Raw genomic sequence first — 18,587 nt, 5'->3', positions numbered from 1 at the left:
CGCGGGCCGGCGTAGGAAAGATGCGCGGATTATAATCCCGCCCGATGTCAGATTCCCACGCCCAGCCGCCCCGGCCACGCCCGGCGGCGCCCTCCCAGAAATCGCCGAAAGACACGCCGCCGCCCGAGCGCAAGCCCGGTGGCAATGCTCGTCCGCAGCGCCGCCAAAAGCCCACGCCGGAAGAACTCGCCGCGGCGCTGGAGGCGCGCCGCGCACGAGCGAACCGCGTCCCGCCGATCACGTTTCCCGAAGCGCTGCCCGTGTCGGCTCGGCGCGACGAGATCGCTCAGGCCATCGCCGCTAATCAGGTGGTGATCGTCTCCGGCGAGACCGGCTCGGGCAAGACCACGCAGTTGCCGAAAATCTGCCTGTCGATCGGGCGGGGTATCGGCGCGGGCGGCACGGGGCTGATCGGGCATACGCAGCCCCGTCGGATTGCCGCGACGTCTACGGCCAAGCGCATCGCGCAGGAAATCGGCACGCCGGTGGGCGAGCATGTGGGCTTCCAGGTGCGCTTTAACGACACGCTCTCGGCGGGTGCGTCGGTCAAGCTGATGACCGACGGCATCTTGCTGGCCGAGACGCAGAACGATCCGCTGCTGCGCGCCTACGACACGATCATCATCGACGAGGCGCACGAACGCAGCCTCAACATCGACTTCCTGATCGGCTATCTCAAGCAGCTTCTGCCGCGCCGGCCCGACCTGAAGGTGATCATCACTTCGGCGACCATCGACGCGCAGCGGTTTGCCGAGCACTTCGCAGGCCCAAAGGGGCCAGCGCCAGTCATCGAAGTCAGCGGTCGGTTGTATCCGGTTGAGGTGCGCTATCGTCCGATTCAGCGCGACGAGAAGGACAAGGAGCGTGATCTCTACGAAGCGCTCGTCGATGCGGTGGATGAGCTTGCCCGCGAAGGCCCGGGCGACGTGCTCATCTTCCTGCCCGGCGAGCGCGAGATTCGCGAGGCTGCCGAGGCGCTGCGCAAGCACCATCCCGCGCATACCGAGATCCTGCCGCTGTTTGCGCGCTTGTCCGTGCAGGAGCAGGAGCGTGTGTTCCGGCCGTCCAACGCCCGGCGCATCGTGCTGGCGACGAACGTGGCCGAGACCTCGCTCACGGTGCCGGGCATTCGCTACGTTGTTGATACGGGGCTGGCGCGCGTGAAGCGCTATTCCTATCGCAACAAGGTCGAGCAACTGCAGATCGAGCCGGTGTCGCAGGCCGCTGCCAACCAGCGTGCCGGTCGATGCGGCCGGGTGGCCGACGGCGTTTGCATCCGCTTGTATGAAGAGGCGGATTTCATTGCGCGGCCGCGTTTTACCGATCCGGAAATCCTGCGTTCGTCGCTGGCGGCGGTCATTCTGCGCATGAAGGCGCTGCGGCTGACGGACGTCGAGCAGTTTCCTTTCATCGAGCCGCCGCTGGGCCGCGCAATTGCCGACGGCTACCAGCTCCTGCAAGAACTCGGCGCCGTCGACGATGAAAATGCGTTGACTCCGCTGGGCAAGCAGGTCGCCCGCCTGCCGCTGGACCCCCGCGTGGCGCGGATGATTCTGGCCGGCCGCGACCACCAGTGCCTGCGCGAGATGCTGATCATCGCGAGCGCCTTGTCCGTGCAAGACCCGCGCGAGCGCCCGCAAGAACTCCAACAGCAGGCTGATCAGGCGCATCGCCAGTTTGCCGATGAGAAATCGGAGTTCCTCGGCTGGGTGAAGCTGTGGAAATGGTTTGAAGAGGCCATCGCGCACAAGAAGTCGAACAAACAATTGCAGGATCAGTGCCGCGCGCATTTCCTGTCGCATGTGCGGCTGCGTGAATGGCGCGACGTGCATTCGCAGTTGCATACCACGGTGGCGGAGCAGGGCTGGAAGCTCAACGAATCCGATCCGACGTATGAGCAGTTGCATCTGGCACTGTTGACGGGCTTGCTCGGCAATATCGGTGTGCGCATCGAAGAGGCGGATGGGAAAGGCCGGGAATACCTCGGCGCGCGTGGTATCAAGTTCTTCCTGTGGCCGGGTTCGGTCATTGCGCGCAAGGCGGGCAAGTGGGTCGTGGGTGGCGAACTGATCGAAACCAGCCGCCTGTTCGGCCGCACGCTGGCACGTATCGAGCCCGAATGGGTGGAAAAGGTCGGCGCGCATCTGCTGAAGGTGTCGTGGAGCGATCCGCATTGGGAAAAGAAGGCTGGCCAGGTGATGGCCTTCGAGCGCGGCACGCTGTACGGGCTGCCGGTCTATCAGCAGCGCCGCGTGCACTTCGGGCCGATGCAGCCGAAGGAAGCGCGCGAGATGTTCATCCGCCGCGCGCTGGTCGATGGCGAATTTGAAACGCGTCTGCCGTTCTTCACGCACAACCAGCGCCTGGTGCGCGAGATCGAAAACCTCGAACACAAGTCACGTCGACAAGACGTGCTGGTGGACGACGAGCTGATCTACGCGTTCTACGACAGCCAGATTCCGGCGGACATCTACAACACTGTCTCGTTCGAGCGCTGGTATGCCGAAGCCGCCAGCGCGGGCGGCAAGAGCGGCCAGAAGCTTTTGTACCTGAATCGCGATGACCTGATGCGGCATGAGGCGGCCGGCATCACGACCGAGCTGTTCCCGAAGATGCTGCCGATTGCCGGCATCGACATGGGCTTGACGTACCACTTCGAGCCCGGCAGCCCGCGCGATGGCGTGACGCTCACAGTGCCGCTGTACGCGCTCAACCAGGTGCCCGCGCAGCGTACCGAATGGCTGGTGCCGGGCATGCTCAAGGAGAAGGTGCATCTGCTCTTGAAAAGCCTGCCGCAGAAGCTGCGCCGCCACTGCGTGCCGCTGCCGGACTACGCCGCGGGGTTCGTCTCGCGCGTGCGGTTGGGGGATGGCGAGTTGCTGGACCGCTTGATCGCCGATGTGCGCGAGCAGACTGGCATCGCGCTCAAGCGTGCCGACTTCAAGCTCGAGACGCTGCCTGCGCATCACTTCATGAACTTCAAGGTGATCGACGAGCACGGTCGCCAGCTCGACATGGGGCGCAACCTGGCCCAGTTGCGGGCGGAACTCGGCGGCCGCGCGCAGCAGACATTCCAGTCGATCGCCGCGCAGGACGCTGCCGTGGCTGGAGCCCAGAACGAGGGCGCCAAGCCCGGCAAGGCAGGCAAGTCTGAAGCTCCGGCAAACGCCGCACTTTACTCGGGCCTGACCACGTGGAATTTCGGCGAGTTGCCGGAACTGCTGGAAGTTCGCAAAGGCAGCCAGACGCTGTTCGGCTATCCGGCGCTCGTCGATGCCGGTGACCACTGCGATGTGGAAGTCTTCGATGATCCGGCAGAAGCCACGCGCATCCATCGCCTGGGCTTGCGGCGGTTGTTCGCAATCCAGCTGCGCGAGCCGTTGAAGTATCTGGAAAAGAACATCCCGGGCCTGTCGCAGATGGCAATCCAGTTCATGAACTTGGGCACGCAGGATGATCTGCGCGACCAGATCCTGAATGCCACGCTGGAGCGCGCCTGCCTGCAAGACCCGCTGCCGACCGATGACGCCAGCTTCGGTGCCCGCAAGGACGAAAGCCGTGCGCGCCTGACGTTGCTGGCGCAGGAAATTGCGCGGCTGGTTGGCGCCATCCTAGCCGAATATGCGCAACTGCCGCGCAAGCTGCAGATCGCCAAGCCATTTGCCGCCGCCACCGCCGATATCGACGCGCAGCTCAAGACGCTGATGCACAAACGCTTTATCGAGGCGACGCCGTATGCGCAGTTGGCGCACTTCCCGCGTTACCTGAAGGGCATCGCGCTGCGCATCGACAAGCTCAAGGCTGACCCGACGCGCGACACCCAGCGGATGCAGGAGATGGCGCCGCTCGTCCAGCAATATCAACGTGCGGAAAAAGCGTTGCGCGTGCAAGGGCAGGGCGGCAATGACCCGCGCATGGAGGAATTCCGCTGGATGCTGGAGGAGCTCCGCATCGCCCTGTTTGCACAGGAGCTGCGCACGCCGGTGCCGATGTCGGTCAAGCGGCTGCAGAAGGTGTGGGAATCGATGCAGCGATAGCTGCAATGCGTTGTTGGGAGCGGGGAAAGTTCCCGCTTTCTTTTTTTGATTTGTGTCAGCGACGGCGTAAATGCGAGCGTTAGAATGGCTGGCTAAGTTGCTGAATCTTCTCGATATGTCTGCCTTGCGCGCCTCGTTTGCCTCCCGTTGGTTTTCCACGCTTGTCCTCTCGGCCGCTGCTTTGATGGCAGCGCATGCGGCGCGTGCCGAAGTCGTCACCGTGCTCAACTCGGGCGACGCAAGCGTCTCTTTGATCGACAAAGACACCCGCAAGGTGCTGGAGACGTTCCCCATCGGCAAGGAGCCGCACCACCTGATCGCGACGCCTGACGAAAAGTCGTTGATCGTCGCCAACGCCGTCGGCAACGACCTCGTTTTCCTCGATCCCGTCACAGGCAAGATTCAGCAGCGCGTGCCGCGTATCGACGATCCGTACCAGATCGGCTTCTCGCCCGACCAGAAGTGGTTTCTGACCACGGGCAACCGTCTGGACCGCATCGACATTTACCGCTGGGACGGCCATGCGCTGACCATCGCCAAACAGATTCCAGCGGCCAAGACGCCCAGCCACATTGCCTTCACTGCCGACAGCAAGATCGCGTTCGTCACGGTGCAGGATTCCAACGAGGTGATGGCCATCGACCTGCCCACGCAGAACGTCATGTGGCGCATGACCATTGGCTCCGCGCCCGCCGGCGTGTGGGTGACGACCGATCAGAAATACCTGCTGGTTGGCATGACCGGCGCCGATTACGTCGAAGTGATCGACTGGCACAACCGCACCAGCGTCAAGCGCATCCCGACCGGCAAGGGCGCGCACAACTTCCGCGCGCTGGGTGACAAGCGCCACTTGTTCCTGTCGAACCGCGTGTCGGGCACGATCAGCATCATCGATCAGCAAACGCTGACCAAGGTGGGCGACATCACGGGCCTCCCGCCCGGCCCCGACGACATGGAGTTGACCGCCGACGGCAAGCAACTGTGGGTGACCTGCCGCTGGGCCAAGCGCGTGGCGATTGTCGACGTGGCAAGCCGCAAGGTGGTGGAAGAGATCAAGGTTGGGCGCTCGCCGCACGGTATTTACTTCCGCACGCGCGCTCCGCTGATTTGAGCGTGACGAAACGACGACGATGAAATCCGGCCTGTCGATGTTGCGTGCTGTAGCGGCCTCGGCTGCGCTGGCGCTATGTGCGCTGGCCACGGCTGCGCCCGGTGGCGTGAATGCCGGCGCGTGCAAAGGCACCGTCTACCTGACATTCGACACCGGCAGCATGAGCCAGGCGCAGTTGATTGCCGACACGCTGCGCCGCCATCGCATTCACGCCACGTTTTTCCTGGCCAACGAGAAAACCATCCACGGCGACAGCACGCTGGATGACGGCTGGGCACCGTATTGGAAATCGCTTGCTGCCGACGGCCACGCCTTCGGTACGCACACCTTCGATCACGTCTATTACAAGGGCGAGGCGGGTGCGGGCAAGGTCCGCTTCCGCCCGCAGTTTGGCGAGCAGGGCGGCCGTAATGTCGTGTGGGGCGAGCCTGAGTTCTGTGCGGAACTGAAACACAGCGCCGAGCGCTTCAAGGCCATGACCGGTCAGCCGATGGATCCGCTGTGGCGTGCGCCGGGTGGTCATCTTTCTGCGACGACCGAGGCCTGGGCCAAGCAATGCGGGTTCGCCCACGTTGCATGGGCGCCCGCCGGTTTCCTGGGTGATGAGTTGCCGTCCGAGCGCTATCCGAACGACGCGTTGCTGCAGAAGGCGCTGTCCAACTTGCGCGATGGCGACATCACCATGGCGCATCTGGGAATCTGGTCGCGCAAGGATCCGTGGGCGCCCGCGGATCTGGAGCCGTTGATCACCGGCCTGGAACGCAAGGGTTTCTGCTTCGCTACGCTGCGCGATCATCCGCAGTACCAAGCGTGGTTTGCTGCCCACCCGGCACACACTGCGGCCCGCTGACATGTTTGACTGGATCGCCGACACCTTCACGCAAGCGCAGGACGTGCTCTTCCAGCACCTCGTGATGCCGATCACCTATGCCGTCGGCCTGGGTGGTTACGTTGAAGATGCCTATCCCGGCACGGAATGGCTGCTGATGGGGCTGGTGCAGATCGCGGTGCTGCTGCTGATCTTCCGTCCGCTGGAACGCTGGCGCCCGGTGGAGCCGCTGCAAGATCGCAAGGCCGTGCGTGCCGACATTTTCTACACGCTCTTTCACCGCCTGGGTTTCTTCCCGTTGCTGATGTTTTTCACGCTGCAGCCGCTGATCGACGACCTTGACGGCAAGCTGCGCTTCTGGGGCTGGGCGCATCTGAACGTGGAAGACTGGTGGCCAGGCGTCACGTCCGTCGCCGTCGTCAGCTTTCTGATCTATCTGGTGTTGTTCGACCTGCTCGACTACTGGTATCACCGCCTCTCACACAAATTTCACTGGTGGTGGAACCTGCATTCGCTGCATCACAGCCAGCAGCAGATGACGCTGTGGTCCGATGACCGCAACCACATCCTCGATGATGTACTGCGTGGTGCGGTGTTTGCCGTCGCGGCGCTGGTCATCGGGGTTGAGCCTTCGCAGTACGTTCTGTTGGTTGCCATTTCGCAATTGCTGCAGAGCCTGCAGCACGCCAACGTGCGGTTGCATTTCGGGTGGCTGGGCGACCGGCTGCTGATCTCGCCACGCTTCCATCGGTTGCATCACGCGATTGGGCTGGGCCATGAAGTGCCGGGCAAGCCGGGCGTGCTGGGCGGCTGCAACTTTGGCGTGCTGTTCCCGTGGTGGGACATGCTGTTCGGCACCGCCATCTTCTCGCCCGAGTATCACGCCACCGGTATCCGCGATCAACTTCCCGCACCGCAAGGGCGCTCGCGCGACTACGGGCGCGGCGTGCTGCGTCAGCAGTGGCTTGGCCTCAAGCGCTTGTTCGGCCGAGCGTAAAGCTCACGCGCGACGGCGCCAGCGTCATTTCTGCACGCTGTGCTAGGCTGTTCGCTCCCTGATTTCCCGATTTCTGCATGAACGACCTGATTCGCTCATTTGGCCGGGCGCTGCTCTCGCAACTGCATCCGCGCATGCTGTTCCTGACGGTCCTGCCTTTCGTCGTGGCCGTGGTGGTCTGGGGAGGGGTGCTGTATTTCGGCTGGGATGCCATGAACGGCATGGCCCGCAACGCCGTGGAAGGCTGGGCCTTCATGGGCTGGATCAAGAGCGGCCTCAACGCCATCGGCATGGCCGGATTGTGGTCGGCCATTGCGCCGCTGCTCGTGATCACCTTGCTGGTGCCTGTGATTGTCGTATCAATCCTTGTGCTGGTGAGCGTGGCATCGGTGCCGGTGGTCATGCGTTTTCTTGATCGCAGCTATCCGCAGCTTGAGCGTCGCAAGGGCGGCACGGTACTGGGCAGCCTGATGCATGCGCTGCTATGCACGCTGGTGGTCATTCTGGTAGCGATCGTCACGCTGCCGTTGTGGCTGATCCCCCCGTTTTTTGCACTGATTCCACCGTTGCTGTGGGGTTGGCTCACGTACCGTTTGATGACGTACGACGCGTTGGCTGACCACGCTACAGCCGAAGAGCGCCGTGCGATCATGCAACGCTACCGGCTGCCGCTCCTGGGCATTGGCGTGGCCGTCGGCATGCTGGGCTCCGCGCCCACGCTGCTGTGGGTATCGTCGGTGGTGACGATTGTGCTGTTCCCGATCATCGCCATCGCCGTCATCTGGCTGTACGTGCTGATCTTCATTTTCTCGGCGCTGTGGTTCGGCCATTTCTGCTTGCGCGCGCTCACACGCCTTCGTGCTGAAGCGCCGCCTGCGCGCATGGTCGAGGCCATCGAGATCGAGGTCACTACCATTGAATTGCCTCGCGAATAATCAGAAACCATCGGAACTGACATGGCTTTCGGCATGATCATCATCGGCGACGAGATTCTCTCCGGTCGCCGCGAAGACAAGCACCTGCGCAAGCTGATCGAAGTGCTCGGCGAGCGCGGCCTGGCGTTGGAGTGGGCGGAATACGTCGGCGACCAACCCGCGCGCATCACCAGCGTGCTCAAGCGTACCTTCGCCAACGACGACGTGGTGTTCTGCACTGGCGGTATCGGCGCGACGCCCGATGACCACACACGCCAATGCGCAGCTGCTGCGCTGGGCGTGCCGCTGGAGCTGCATCCGGAAGCGCGCGAGCAGATCACGTTGCGCATTTCCGAGTCGGCTAACGGTGACCCGGTCAAGGCAGATGTCTCCACGCCCGAAAACCAGCACCGCTTCAAGATGGGCGAGTTTCCGCAGGGCGCACGCATCATCCCGAACAGCTACAACCGCATCCCCGGTTTCTCGGTGGCACATCACCATTTCATGCCGGGTTTTCCGGTGATGGCGTGGCCGATGATGGAGTGGGTGCTCGACACTTATTACGCCGATCAATTTCACCGCGCGCCGCGCGAAGAGCGCTCGTTCCTGGTATTCGGCTTGCCGGAGTCGCGGCTCACACCGCTGATGGAGCGCGTCGAAGCCGAGTTCGATGGCGTGAAGGTCTTCAGCCTGCCCAGCGTGGGCGATGCCGCGCGCGGCGAGCGCTATGCCCGCTCGCACATCGACCTGGGCGTAAAGGGCTCACCGGAGGCTGTGACGCGCGCCTATGTGGTGCTGCGAGAGGGCGCGTTGGCGCTGGGCGGCGAGATCTTCGAGGCGGACGCCCCCGCGGCGTCCTGACGTTCAGCAGCGTGCCTCAGGCGCCGTGCCAGGGCAGGCCCCGGAAGCACCAGCCTTCCACGGTCTTGCGATGGCCCTCGGTGTCTTTGGCGCCCTCAAAACCTTCGAGCACATCCATCGCTGCCGCATAGCCCGCCTGCGCGGCCGCCACTGCAGCATGCTTGGAGCGCGCGGCGCTACGGCATAGGAACAACACCGGCACGTCCTTCGGCACGGCGGCTTCCAGCGCGCTCAGGAAGTTGGCGTTGCGCACGCCGCCTGGATACTGATTCCACTCCACATGCACAAACTGGCTTGGCGAAACGTCCGGCGTGCCAACCCAGTCGAGTTCGGCACGCGTGCGCACGTCCACGAGCCGCGCTTGCGGGTCGGCGGCCAACAGCGCGGCAGTCTCTTGCGGCGACAGCGCGCCAAAGTACGGCAGCTGATCTGCCTCGCGGCGAGCGGCGGCGGCCTCGAGCAGGGACTCGCGAGTGAGCGTAGTGGCAGTCATGGTGATTGAGCGTGTGAAATGGGAAACAATCATTTTAGCGCTGCCGTCACATCGGTCGGGCGGAAATCACCTAAACGGTGCGGGCACAGCCTTAACGCACTACAACGGTGCTATTTAAGTTTTTATGCACCTTTTTCGTGCGTTGACTATGCTGCTTGAACAGCCTTGCTCATATGGGCGAGGATTTTGCCTGACACCGTTCGGCTGGATTGCGGGAGCACGCACCGTGTCAGACATGGGTTGGCGCGGCACTGCACTGTTTGCGGGAGTGCTTGCCCATTGTCGGGCCGGAATTGGCATAGTTTCTGCTAAGATTCCCGCGGTCTTTTTCGGGGGCGTCCGTTTGTCGGACGACCTTGCTGGAAAGAAGATGTTTCGGAGTGAGGGCGAGTTGCAGCCGATGTGCAGCGATCCGTCACACAACCGGCTCACAATACTTTGCGTTATTGCGCTACCAGGAGAATGGCATGTCCCAAAGCATTGCAGACGTGATGAAGCTCGTGAAGGAAAACGACGTCAAGTTCGTCGATTTCCGCTTCACCGATACCAAGGGTAAGGAGCAGCACGTCTCGGTCCCCGTTTCGCACTTCGACGAAGATAAGTTCGAAAGCGGCCACGCATTCGACGGCTCGTCGATCGCCGGCTGGAAAGGCATTGAAGCGTCGGACATGCTGCTGGTGCCGGATGCAAACACCGCACACATCGACCCGTTCTACGAAGAGCCGACCCTGGTCCTGACCTGCGACGTGGTCGAGCCGTCGGACGGCAAGGGCTACGACCGCGACCCGCGCTCGATCGCCAAGCGCGCTGAAGCCTATCTGAAGAGCACGGGCCTGGGCGACACCGCCTACTTTGGTCCGGAACCCGAATTCTTCATCTTCGACGGCGTGACCTGGAACATCGACATGCAGGGTTGCTTCGTGAAGATCCATTCCGAAGAAGCTCCGTGGTCGTCGGGCAAGGACTTCGAACACGGCAACTCGGGTCACCGTCCGGGCAAGAAGGGCGGCTACTTCCCGGTTGCCCCGATCGACACCTTCCAAGACATGCGCTCGGAAATGTGCCTGATCCTGGAATCGCTGGGCATTCCGGTTGAAGTGCACCACCACGAAGTGGCGGGCCAAGGTCAGAACGAAATCGGCACGAAGTTCAGCACGCTGGTGCAACGCGCCGACTGGACCCAACTGCAAAAGTACGTGATCCAGAACGTCGCGCACACGTACGGCAAGACCGCCACGTTCATGCCGAAGCCGGTCGTGGGCGATAACGGTTCGGGCATGCACGTGCACCAATCCGTGTGGAAGGACGGCCAGAACCTGTTCGCAGGCAACGGCTATGCCGGCCTGTCGGAATTCGCGCTGTACTACATCGGCGGCATCATCAAGCACGCCCGCGCGCTGAACGCCCTGACCAACCCGGGTACGAACTCGTACAAGCGTCTGGTGCCGGGCTTTGAAGCTCCGGTCAAGCTGGCTTACTCGGCTCGCAACCGTTCGGCTTCGATCCGTATTCCGTACGTTGCGAACCCGAAGGGCCGCCGTATCGAAACGCGCTTCCCGGATCCGCTGATGAACCCGTACCTGGGCTTCTCGGCTCTGTTGATGGCCGGCCTGGACGGCGTGCAGAACAAGATCCACCCGGGCGAAGCTGCCGACAAGAACCTGTACGACCTGCCGCCGGAAGAAGACGCAAAGATCCCGACCGTGTGCTCGAGCCTGGATCAGGCCCTGGAGTACCTGGACAAGGATCGCGAGTTCCTGACCCGCGGTGGTGTGTTCTCCAACGCCATGCTCGACGCCTACATCGAACTGAAGATGGAAGAAGTCACGCGCTTCCGCATGACGACGCACCCGCTCGAGTTCGAGATGTACTACTCGCTGTAATCTGCGAGCGCCCCGAGCGATATGTCGGGGCGAAGAGACGGTTATGAGAGGAGGGGCGGCGCAGGTCGCCCTTCCTTTTTATGAAGCGGAGTTTTGTGGCTAGAATGAGCGTCCGCCGGACTCCGGCGCCCGATCGACGTATCCGCCAGGTTCCATTCATGTTCCGTCCTTCCCCACGCATCGCATCCGGACTGCTTGCCGCCGCCGCGGTGTTTGCCACGCTGTCCGTGCAGGCACCCGCGTACGCTGATGATGTTTATCTGTGCACCGGCCCGAATGGCGTGCCGGAGTACCGCAACAGCGGCAACGTGAAAGGCTGCAAGAAGTTGACGCTGCCAGATGTGGTAACCGTCCCCGGCACGCGCAGCCCGCGCAGTGCAGGAGCGGCACCCGCACCGGCGCAAAACAATGCAGGTGGCGGTTTCCCCCGCGTGGACAACGCTACGCAGAAGGCACGTGACGGCGAACGCCGTCAGGTGCTGGAGGCCGAGCTGGCAGACGAGGAGCGCAAGCTCCAGGCGTTGAAGACCGAATACAACAACGGTCAGCCCGAGCGCCAGGGCAACGAACGTAACTATCAGAAGTATCTGGACCGCACCGCGCAGTTGAAGGGCGACATCGAGCGCAGCCAGGCCAATGTCGATTCCATCCGCCGGGAGCTGGGCAATCTCAAGGACTAGATAAACCATGCGTCGACTGATCCGCAAAGCGGCACGCCGCGATGAACAGGAACAGACGACGCCATCCGCGCCGTCAGCCTCCGCCCCTGGGTTGGAGGTCTCCGTAGGCGAGCCCATCGACGGGCCTCCGCCAATTCCGTTTTCCCATGGTGCACCGCCATCGTTCCCCGGGCTCGACGCGGTGCCCAATCCCATCCTCTTCGTCCGCCATCCGGCGCTGACGATCTTCTACGCCAATCCCGCCGCTGAAGCCGCACTGGCCGTGTCCCGCCGCCAGTTGGTGGAGATGTCGCTGTACGAGCTGTTTGCCGATCCGTCGGAGCTGGCCGAGATGATCGCCACCGTGGCAGCTCGCCAGTTCGACGCCAAGCGGCGCGACGTGTCGCTCGACCGGGTGGGCCATGAGCCGCTGCATGCGCATGCCGTCGTGGGCGCGCTCGACTTTGCGCCGGGCTCGGTGCTGCTTGAGCTTCTGCCCAATGAGCAGAAGATCCGCAGCGAGCGCGAAGAGCGTCTGCTCGACCTGACCTCCGCCAACAAGGAACTGATCCGCAACCTTGCGCACGAGATCAAGAACCCGTTGGGCGGCATTCGCGGCGCGGCGCAGTTGCTGGAGTTCGAGCTGCCGGAGCGCTCGCTGCGCGAGTACACGCAAGTCATCATCAAGGAATCCGACCGGTTGCAGACGCTGGTCGACCGCCTGCTCGAACCGCACCGGCATCCCCATATCGTTGGCGATGTGAACATCCACGAGGTGCTCGAGCGTGTGCGTTCGGTCGTGCTGGCGGAGTTTCCGCAGGGCCTGCATATCGTGCGCGACTACGACGCGAGCCTGCCGGAGTTTCGAGGCGACAAGGAGCAGCTCATCCAGGCCGTGCTCAACATCGTTCACAACGCGGCGCATGCGCTGGGCCCTCGCATTGCGCAGGGCGACGGCGAAATCATTCTGCGCACGCGCGTCGCACGCAAAGTTACGATTGCAAAACGTCTTTACAAGCTGGCATTGGACTTGCATGTAGTGGACAACGGTCCTGGTATCCCGGACGACATCCGCGAGCGAATCTTCTTCCCGCTGGTGTCCGGAAGGGAGGGGGGAAGTGGGCTGGGCCTGACACTCGCGCAGACGTTCGTGCAGCAGCACGATGGTCTGATCGAATGCGAGAGCAGGCCAGGTCAGACGGATTTCCGCATTCTCGTGCCGCTGCACTGAAGCGTCGCAGCTTCAACAACGCAGCACGAGACGGCCCAGGCGAGACGAAGTCAAGCAGACGAACCAACACATGAAGCCAATCTGGATAGTCGACGACGATCAATCCATCCGCTGGGTCCTTGAGAAGGCGCTGGCGCGTGAGAGCCTACTCTCGCGCAGCTTTACCAATGTGCGCGATGCGCTCAACGCGCTCGACGAAGAAACGCCGCAAGTCCTGATCTCCGACGTCCGCATGCCGGGCGGCTCGGGGCTGGATCTGCTGCAGGCCATCAAGGCCAAGCACCCGGGGCTGCCGGTCATCATCATGACCGCGTATTCGGACCTGGATAGCGCCGTGGCGGCGTTCCAGGGCGGCGCGTTTGAATACCTGGCCAAGCCGTTCGACGTGGATCGCGCGGTCGAGCTGATCCGCCGCGCGCTCGAAGAGAGCCTGCGCGAGGAGGAAATCGACGATCGCCTGAGCGATGCGCCTGAGATTCTCGGGCAGGCGCCGGCCATGCAGGACGTGTTCCGCGCGATCGGGCGGCTGTCGCAGTCCAATGTGACGGTGTTGATCACCGGCGAATCTGGCACGGGTAAGGAGTTGGTGGCCCGGGCGCTGCACAAGCACAGCCCGCGTGCGAGCGGCCCCTTCATCGCGCTGAATACGGCGGCGATTCCGAAAGATCTGCTGGAATCCGAGCTGTTCGGCCATGAACGCGGCGCCTTTACCGGCGCGCAGACCATGCGCCGCGGGCGCTTCGAGCAAGCCGAGGGCGGCACGCTGTTCCTCGATGAAATCGGCGACATGCCGTTCGATCTGCAGACGCGGTTGCTGCGCGTACTGTCGGACGGACACTTCTATCGCGTGGGCGGTCACAACCCGCTCAAGGCCAACGTGCGCGTCATCGCGGCGACGCACCAGAATCTTGAAACGCGCGTCAAGGACGGCCTGTTCCGCGAGGACTTGTTTCACCGCCTGAACGTGATCCGTCTGCGCTTGCCGGCGCTGCGTGAACGTCCGGAAGACATCACGCTGCTCGCGCGCCATTTCCTGCAGAAGAGCGCCAAGGAACTGGGCGTGGAGCCCAAGCGTATGTCGGACGATGCGCTGGCGCATATCGCCACGCTGCCGTTCCCGGGCAACGTGCGGCAACTGGAAAACCTCTGCAACTGGCTGACCGTGATGGCGCCGGCGCAGACCATTGAAAGCAAGGATCTGCCCGCCGATCTGGTGCGAGGCAACGCGCAGATGCTGCCTGCCATGGGCGATGCCCAGGCGCGCCCGGCCTTTATCGGCGAGCCGTCGCATGGTGGGGAACCGTATGGTGTTACGCCGTCGGTCGATGCGTTGCTTTCGACGACTTCAGTGGGCGCATCCATCGCCGCAGGCTGGGAGCGCGCGCTCGCAGGCGAGGCCAAGGCCATGCTCGAAGCGGGCCAACCTGACGTGATGGACGCGCTTACGCGTCGCTTCGAAAAGGCAATTTTGGAGGCTGCGCTTGGTGTTACGCGCGGGCGCCGTGTCGAGGCGGCAACACGCCTGGGCATCGGCCGCAACACCATCACACGCAAATTGCAGGAGCTTGGCTTCGACTGACGCGCCGTCAGCAGGGCCAGTCCACCGAATATCGTCGAGCTTGGCGATTGGGATTGGGCGGATTTCCGATAAGGGAGTCCGCCCCTTTTTTTGTGTCGCGAATGCGTGCCGTGCTTAGTGCAGCTTGTGCTTCAGCTGCGACAGTTCTTCATGCGCGCGCATCACGGCAGATTCCACGGAATGGTCCACCTTGCCAGTGGCGTTCTGGCAGGCCATCTTCGCGCGGTCGGAACAGGCTTCCAACTTGTCGATGGCTTCTACGAAAGTCTGCTGGTCTTCAGCGCCTTCCAGCCGCGAGTGGCATTGGCGGGCCTGGTCGTCCAGTTGCTGGATCGATTGCTTCAGCGAGTCAGGCACGTCCTTGTGCGAGGCGCAGGTCCGGGCCAGTTCGGCGATGGTGCTTTCCGCATGTTCAAAACGCTGGCGCAGTTTCTGTGTTTGCATGGAGGGCTCCTGTCGGTTGCGTAGAAAAGGCGTTGGCACCGCATGCACCGATATGAGGCCGTCACATGGTGCAAGGCGGTGCAACGCCCAATTTCGGCGCAAGCGGCGTGCCGCGTGCGGCAAGCGCCGCAGAAGCTCCACGTCGTGTTGCGGTGCAAAGATGTCCGGGTCAGCCGTGCGGTGCGGGCAGGGCGAGGGAGCGCGCCTCAAGGATGCGTTCGGCGACTTCGGCAAAGCCGCCGCCGCCTTCACCCTCAGTAAGGTAAGCGGGCGGCACGGGCAGCGCATCGATCACGTCCAGCACATTGGCCACACCCACCGAGAGCGGGAAGAACTCGAACATTGCAGCATCGTTGGCAGAGTCGCCCACGAACACCCAGCTTTCGCGTTCAGCATGCAGGTCGATACCGAATGCGCGGCGTGCGAGCGACACGCTGGCGCTCAGCTTGTCGTGCTTGCCGAACCAGCCGTTCACGTGAATCGAACTGACCGTGGCATGCATGCCGTGCGTGCGCATGATGTCGACGATGTGCTGCACGGCGTGCTGCGGCAGCGGCGGGACTTGCTCAGCATGATCGACAGCGAGATCCGCTGCGTGCCAGGCCTGGTCCGTTGCCAGCGCTGAACCCGGCACCGCACGCCGAATCTCTGCGCCGACTTCACGGATGCGCTCCAGATTGCGCGCGCGCGTTTGGGCGTCGTCAACAAAGTCGGTGGCCAGGTGCCCGCGCGAATCGACGCGCATGGCAAACGCGCCGTTCTCGCCGATCACGGCATCGACGGGCCACAGCCGCGCAATGACTTCGCACCAGGCAATCGAGCGGCCGGTGACCGGCACGACCCTGATGCCGGCACGATGCAAACGCTCCAGCGCCGAGTACGTCTGCGCGGGGAGCTTACCCCTCGTAGTGAGGGTGCCATCCACGTCGGTAAAGACGCCGGTGATATTGCGCAGTGCATCATCCGAGAGTTGATGCAGGGCCAGCGGAACTCGCCGCTCGGCGATGACGGGCGTGGTTTCAGGCGAGTCCGGAGCGGCAGGAGTGGTGGGTTGGGCGAGCATGCTGCGCGTGCAAAAGAGAGTGTCTTGAATCATTCTAACGGCCGTTGCAAGCCAAACCTTGGAGGGATTTCCCGATTTCTTTGTGACAGAAAGGGAAGTAACATCCCGCTGTCATAAAAATGACCGACCGTGCATATACAGTCGGCGCGCGGTGGGCGGAGCGAGGGAGCCCGCCGGGTCGAAACAAGGAGAAATGATGTCGATCAAGAAGATTGCGGGGGCGGCAGCAGTACTGGCCGCGTGTACGTTTGCGCAAGGCGCGTACGCAGTGACGGAAATCCAATGGTGGCATTCGATGGAAGGCGCCTTGAACGACAAGGTGAACGAGATCGCCACCAAGTTCAACGCCAGCCAGTCTGACTACAAGATCGTGCCGGTCTACAAGGGCCAGTACGATGAATCGCTGGCTGCGGGCATCGCGGCCTTCCGCGCGGGCAACGCACCGGCCATTCTGCAAGTGTTCGAGGTGGGTACCGCCACCATGATGAACGCCAAGGGCGCCATTGTGCCGGTCGCCAAGATCATGAAGGACGCCGGCGAGAAGTTTGACCCGAAGGCCTACGTGCCGGCCGTGGCGGGTTACTACACGTCGAACAAGGGCGAGATGCTGTCGTTCCCGTTCAACAGCTCGACGACGATCATGTATTACAACAAGGACGCCTTCAAGAAGGCCGGCCTTGACCCGAACAAGCCGCCCGCAACGTGGCAGGAAGTGGCTGTCGACGCGGCCAAGCTGAAGGCCGCGGGCGTGGCCTGCGGCTACACGACCGACTGGCAGTCGTGGGTGCATCTGGAAAGCTTCTCGGCCTGGCACAACGTATCGTTCGCTACCGAGAACAACGGTTTTGGCGGAGCAAAGGCTCGCTTGAACTTCAATGGCCCCGTGCAGATCAAGCACATCGAGAACCTGCTCGACATGGAGAAGAAGGGCTACTTCACCTACGCCGGCCGCAAGGACGAGCCGAAGGCGAAGTTCATCGCGGGTGAGTGCGCCATGCACACGGGTTCGTCGGCAGCGCTGGCGAACATCCGCAAGAACGCCAAGTTCAACTTCAGCCCGGCCCCGCTGCCGTACGAAGCCGGCGTGGCGGGTGCCCCTCAGAACACGATCATCGGCGGGGCTTCGCTGTGGGTGATGGGCGGTCACAAGGCTGAGGAGTACAAGGGCGTGGCGAAGTTCTTCACGTTCCTGTCACGTCCGGAAGTGCAGGCCGACTGGCACCAGTCGACGGGTTATCTGCCCGTTACCCTGGAAGCGTATGAGCTGACGAAGAAGTCCGGTTTCTATGAAAAGAACCCCGGTGCCGACGTGGCGGTCAAGCAGATGATCGTCAAGACGACCGACAAGTCGCGCGGCATTCGTCTGGGCAACTTCCCGCAGATCCGTCAGGTGATCGACGAAGAGCTGGAAGCCGTCTGGGCCGGCAAGAAGACGCCGAAGGAAGCGCTGGACACGGCTGTGTCACGCGGCAACGAGCTGCTCGCCCGTTTCGAGAAGACCGTCAAGGAATAAGCGCCGATTCGGTGCTCGTCTAAACCGCCGGCCTCGTGCGCTCGCACAGGCCGGCGGTGCGTTTTTGGAATGTCGCATGGAAAAACGCGTCGTTTTTCGGTCGCGCTGGCTGCCGTATGTGCTGGTTGCCCCGCAGATCGTCATCACTCTGGTGTTCTTCTTCTGGCCCGCGGGGCAGGCGCTATATCAGTCGCTGCTGCGCCAGGATGCCTTCGGCATCAACCTCGAATTCGTGGGGCTGGAGAACTTTCGTGATCTCTTCAACGACCCGACCTACCTCGGTTCGTTCCAGACCACGGCGGTATTCGCCATCGGCGTCGCGCTGGTGGGTCTCGGCACCTCGCTGGCACTGGCGTATTTTGCCGATCGCGCGCTGCGTGGCGCCACGTTCTACAAGACCTTGCTGATCTGGCCGTACGCCATTGCGCCGGCCGTGGCGGGCGTGCTATGGAGCTTCCTCTTCAACCCCTCGCTGGGTATCGTGTCGTTCGTGATCCGCAAGATGGGCGTGGACTGGAACTTCGTGCTCAACGGCGGGCAGGCGCTCACGCTGGTGGTCATCATCGCGGCGTGGAAGCAGATCAGCTACAACTTCCTCTTCTTCCTGGCGGGGCTGCAGAGCATCCCGAAGTCGCTGATCGAAGCGGCCGCCATTGACGGTGCCGGGCCGTGGAAGCGCTTCTGGTCGATCGTTTTTCCGCTGCTGTCGCCCACCACGTTCTTCCTGATGGTGGTGAACGTCGTGTACGCGTTCTTCGACACCTTCGCCATCATCGATTCGGTCACGCAGGGCGGCCCGTTCAAGGCGACAGAGACGCTGGTGTTCAAGGTCTATCAAGACGGCGTGCGCGGTCTCGATATCGGTGGATCGGCCGCTCAGTCGGTGATCCTCATGGGCCTGGTGATCGTGCTGACGATCGTCCAGTTCCGTTACGTTGAACGCAAAGTCCAATACTGAAAGGAGGGCATCCGC

The 18,587-nt window shown here is 62.8% G+C and carries 15 protein-coding genes; 12 read left to right on the top strand and 3 right to left on the bottom strand.

Going from position 1 to position 18,587, the window contains the following annotated elements; genetic code table 11:
• Positions 1 to 44 precede the first annotated feature (44 nt).
• The 6 genes from hrpA (at position 45) to ACEN9T_RS18710 (ending at position 8,749) form a co-directional block, all read left to right on the top strand.
• Positions 45 to 4,037 carry an ATP-dependent RNA helicase HrpA gene (gene hrpA, locus ACEN9T_RS18735; protein ID WP_413706736.1) on the top strand — a complete coding sequence of 1,331 codons (3,993 nt, stop codon included), beginning with the start codon at positions 45 to 47 and terminating at the stop codon, positions 4,035 to 4,037.
• 115 nt (positions 4,038 to 4,152) lie between these two features.
• Positions 4,153 to 5,148, top strand: coding sequence for a cytochrome D1 domain-containing protein (locus tag ACEN9T_RS18730; RefSeq protein ID WP_092971442.1), 996 nt, complete (start codon positions 4,153 to 4,155; stop codon positions 5,146 to 5,148).
• 19 nt (positions 5,149 to 5,167) lie between these two features.
• Positions 5,168 to 5,998 carry a polysaccharide deacetylase family protein gene (locus tag ACEN9T_RS18725; RefSeq protein ID WP_092971441.1) on the top strand — a complete coding sequence of 277 codons (831 nt, stop codon included), beginning with the start codon at positions 5,168 to 5,170 and terminating at the stop codon, positions 5,996 to 5,998.
• A 1-nt stretch (position 5,999) separates the two neighbouring features.
• Complete coding sequence (locus ACEN9T_RS18720; RefSeq protein ID WP_413706735.1) at positions 6,000 to 6,974, top strand: sterol desaturase family protein; 975 nt, start codon at positions 6,000 to 6,002, stop codon at positions 6,972 to 6,974.
• A 77-nt stretch (positions 6,975 to 7,051) separates the two neighbouring features.
• Complete coding sequence (locus ACEN9T_RS18715) at positions 7,052 to 7,909, top strand: EI24 domain-containing protein (protein WP_413706734.1); 858 nt, start codon at positions 7,052 to 7,054, stop codon at positions 7,907 to 7,909.
• Between the two features lie 21 nt (positions 7,910 to 7,930).
• Positions 7,931 to 8,749 (top strand): competence/damage-inducible protein A, encoded by an 819-nt coding sequence (locus tag ACEN9T_RS18710; RefSeq protein ID WP_413706733.1) that lies wholly within the window; start codon positions 7,931 to 7,933, stop codon positions 8,747 to 8,749.
• A gap of 16 nt (positions 8,750 to 8,765) precedes the next feature.
• Here ACEN9T_RS18710 and ACEN9T_RS18705 read toward each other — a convergent pair whose 3' ends face one another.
• Positions 8,766 to 9,242, bottom strand: a complete 477-nt coding sequence (locus tag ACEN9T_RS18705) for a rhodanese-like domain-containing protein (protein WP_413706732.1) — start codon at positions 9,240 to 9,242, stop codon at positions 8,766 to 8,768.
• Positions 9,243 to 9,709: 467 nt separating this feature from the next.
• Between ACEN9T_RS18705 and ACEN9T_RS18700 the strand changes: the two genes are divergently transcribed.
• From ACEN9T_RS18700 to ntrC, 4 genes are all read left to right on the top strand, one after another.
• A complete protein-coding gene (locus ACEN9T_RS18700) occupies positions 9,710 to 11,125 on the top strand; it encodes a 3-hydroxylaminophenol mutase (RefSeq protein ID WP_027677605.1) in 1,416 nt (471 codons plus the stop codon).
• A gap of 158 nt (positions 11,126 to 11,283) precedes the next feature.
• Positions 11,284 to 11,805: a DUF4124 domain-containing protein gene (locus ACEN9T_RS18695; RefSeq protein WP_413706731.1), complete on the top strand. Its 522-nt coding sequence runs from the start codon at positions 11,284 to 11,286 to the stop codon at positions 11,803 to 11,805.
• Positions 11,806 to 11,812: 7 nt separating this feature from the next.
• A complete protein-coding gene (gene glnL, locus ACEN9T_RS18690; RefSeq protein WP_413706730.1) occupies positions 11,813 to 13,015 on the top strand; it encodes a nitrogen regulation protein NR(II) in 1,203 nt (400 codons plus the stop codon).
• A gap of 70 nt (positions 13,016 to 13,085) precedes the next feature.
• Complete coding sequence (ntrC, locus tag ACEN9T_RS18685; RefSeq protein WP_024975938.1) at positions 13,086 to 14,594, top strand: nitrogen regulation protein NR(I); 1,509 nt, start codon at positions 13,086 to 13,088, stop codon at positions 14,592 to 14,594.
• 114 nt (positions 14,595 to 14,708) lie between these two features.
• Here ntrC and ACEN9T_RS18680 read toward each other — a convergent pair whose 3' ends face one another.
• Together ACEN9T_RS18680 and ACEN9T_RS18675 are read right to left on the bottom strand one after the other, a co-directional pair.
• Positions 14,709 to 15,038 carry a hypothetical protein gene (locus ACEN9T_RS18680; RefSeq protein WP_092971433.1) on the bottom strand — a complete coding sequence of 110 codons (330 nt, stop codon included), beginning with the start codon at positions 15,036 to 15,038 and terminating at the stop codon, positions 14,709 to 14,711.
• A 169-nt stretch (positions 15,039 to 15,207) separates the two neighbouring features.
• Entirely contained in the window at positions 15,208 to 16,101 is an 894-nt protein-coding gene (locus tag ACEN9T_RS18675) for an HAD-IIB family hydrolase (protein ID WP_413706729.1), read from the bottom strand.
• A 196-nt stretch (positions 16,102 to 16,297) separates the two neighbouring features.
• Here ACEN9T_RS18675 and ugpB point away from each other — a divergent pair, with 196 nt between their 5' ends.
• Together ugpB and ugpA are read left to right on the top strand one after the other, a co-directional pair.
• Positions 16,298 to 17,614, top strand: a complete 1,317-nt coding sequence (gene ugpB, locus ACEN9T_RS18670; protein WP_092971432.1) for a sn-glycerol-3-phosphate ABC transporter substrate-binding protein UgpB — start codon at positions 16,298 to 16,300, stop codon at positions 17,612 to 17,614.
• A gap of 76 nt (positions 17,615 to 17,690) precedes the next feature.
• Entirely contained in the window at positions 17,691 to 18,572 is an 882-nt protein-coding gene (ugpA, locus tag ACEN9T_RS18665) for a sn-glycerol-3-phosphate ABC transporter permease UgpA (protein WP_092971431.1), read from the top strand.
• Positions 18,573 to 18,587 lie beyond the last annotated feature (15 nt).

The organism is Ralstonia sp. Ralssp110, assembly GCF_047325135.1.
Lineage (GTDB): Bacteria > Pseudomonadota > Gammaproteobacteria > Burkholderiales > Burkholderiaceae > Ralstonia > Ralstonia mojiangensis.
The sequence above is the reverse complement of the archived record's forward strand: the minus strand, read 5'-3'. Positions and strand labels throughout refer to the sequence as shown.